The organism is Planotetraspora silvatica (genome assembly GCF_016863315.1).
Taxonomy (GTDB): domain Bacteria; phylum Actinomycetota; class Actinomycetes; order Streptosporangiales; family Streptosporangiaceae; genus Planotetraspora; species Planotetraspora silvatica.
Genome location: NZ_BOOQ01000085.1, coordinates 1 through 2,295, shown reverse-complemented (window position 1 = coordinate 2,295; position 2,295 = coordinate 1). Strand labels below are relative to the sequence as shown.

Sequence of the window (2,295 nt, the reverse complement as noted above, 5' to 3'; positions counted from 1 at the left end):
CTGGCCTGGTCGGAGAATTCGGCGTTGATGTGGACGACGCCGTAGGAGTAGCCCTTGATGGTGGGGCTGATGAGGATGTGGTCGAGGACCTGGGAGTTGCCGTCGAAGATGTAGCTGTAACGCTGGTCGGCGGGCAGGGTGTCGATCAGAGTCTTCAGGACGGTGCCGTTGCCGGTGAGGGTCTGGACAGCGGGGCTGAACTGGTAGTCGTTGAGATCGCCCAGCACGATGACCTGGGCGCGGCCGCCGCTCTTGTCGGACAGGTCCTTGACGAAGTTGTGGACCTCGGTGGCCTGGGCGATGCGCTGGACTTCGGTGCTGCGGACCGGCGGCTGGACGGCGGCGCTGAGCGGGGCGTCGCCGCCCTTGGAGTTGAAGTGGTTGGCGATGACGAACAGTTGCTGGTTGCCGTGGTAGCGGAACTCGCCGACGAGCGGTTTGCGGCTGGTGACCCAGGCATCGCTGGTCGGGTTGATCCGGCCGGGTGAGACCGACAGGGAGATCTGCTTGCCGCCCCCGTGCTTGCTGTCCTCATGCTTGCTGACGACGGACACGGGCGTGTTGGCGTCGCCGCCGCGGCGGTCGACGAAGGTCACCCGCCCGGGATTGAACAGGAACCCCTGGCGGATGTTGCCGCCGGGTGCGCCGCCGTCGGTGTCGTTGTTCGGGTCGATGGAGCGCCAGGCGTACTTAGGGCCGCGCGCGGCTCGGATCGCGGCGATGAACTTCGCGATGGTCTGGTCGGCTGCGACGACGCCGTCGTCGGTGGTGCCGTTGTTGTCCTGGATCTCCTCCAGGGCGAGGATGTCGGGTGCGCCGAGGTTGGTGACGACCGCCTGGGCCAGCCGGGTGAACTTGGTGTCCGGGTCGGTGGCGGTGAGGTTCTCGACGTTGTAGGTCGCCACCGACAGGTCGTGCTTGTCCTTCGACGGGAGCACCTTCTGGCGTTTGAGGCCGCCCTCGGTGATCGTGCCGAGCTGGGTGGCCTGCACGACGTAACCGCCGAACGACTGGTAGTCCACCGGTCCAGTGGTGCCGGCGGCCAGGGTGGAGCCGACGTTGGCGGCGGGTGCGCCGTTCAGTGCGACGATCATCAGCCGGCCGCTGTTGGGGTCGTCGTAGCTCTTGTAGATGGAACCACCGCGCGGGGTCGGGTTCTGGCCCGGCTTGAGGGTCACCCACAGCTCGGAGAACTCCGTGTTGACCGGGCTGACCAGGCGGGTGTCCTGGGCGATGGTGACCCGCATGCCCTCGTGGATCTCCAGCCAGTCCAGCACGTAGGAGGACGGCTCCAAAGGTTGGGCCTCGAGGCTGCCGCTCTTGGTGTAGGCGTCGGGTAGAGCGACCGGTACGGCCGCGGGCAGCGCGTTGCCGCTGCTGAGCTTGGTGGTGGTGATCGCGCCGCCGAGTTCGGTGAGGCTCTGCGCGCCGGCGGCAGGGCGGAACTCGGTGACGCGGCCGGTGACCAGGACGGAGTCCCCCATGGCCACCGCCGGCGACGTCGAGCCCAGGAAGACGAACATGCCCTCGCTGGTCAGGGCGTCGGCGTCGACGCTGGGGTCCTGGAACCAGAAACCGCGCGCGTTGCCGGTCACCCGGACGGCCGTGACGATGCCCGGGACGTTCGTGACGCTCTGCCCGACGATCGGGGAGATCCGGCCCGCACCCTGGATGTCATGGATGCGCACGGTCCCCGGAGTCGGGTCGCCCGGGCCGCCCGAGTCGTCCGCGGTCACCGTGGTACCCGCCGTGTTGGTGGCCTTCGGCACACCGGCGGTGAAGTCGACGGCGTTGTTGTCGGTGTCGATCAGCGCGCCAGTTCGGGCGTTGGCCGTGGAGTTGGTGAGCCCGGGCGCGGCAAGTGTCTCGACGTTCGCCGTCGCGCCGTAACCGACCAGGTCCTTGACGTTCGGAGCAGTCGCGCAGCTGATGCCGCAGCCCACCAGTGGGATTTGGGCCGTGACCAGGGCGACGACACCCGAGGTCGCGGACATGGGGATCGAGCCGATGGCGTCGGGCGTGGGCAGCGCCAGGGTGCCGCTGGCGCCGGCAGCCTCCTGGACCAGGTACCTGCCGTGCGCGGGGATGCTGCCGGTCAGATTGGTCATCTGAAAGACGGCGCCCGCGGCGGAGGCGTACTGGATGCTCCAGGCCGAGACGTCGATGGGGTGGTCGGTGGTGTTGGCCAGCTCGATGTAGTCGTTCTTGAAGACGGCTTGGGCATTGCCGCCGCCGCCGTACACAGCGGAGATGACGACGTCGGACGAGAGGGCGTTCGCGGTGCCGGGTTGTAGT

1 protein-coding gene is annotated in these 2,295 nt (G+C 68.2%); it reads right to left on the bottom strand.

The features are described from left to right. Positions 1 to 2,295, bottom strand: a 2,295-nt coding sequence (locus Psi02_RS39685; RefSeq protein WP_203981076.1) for a DUF8508 domain-containing protein, incomplete at both ends; no start/stop codon positions are given.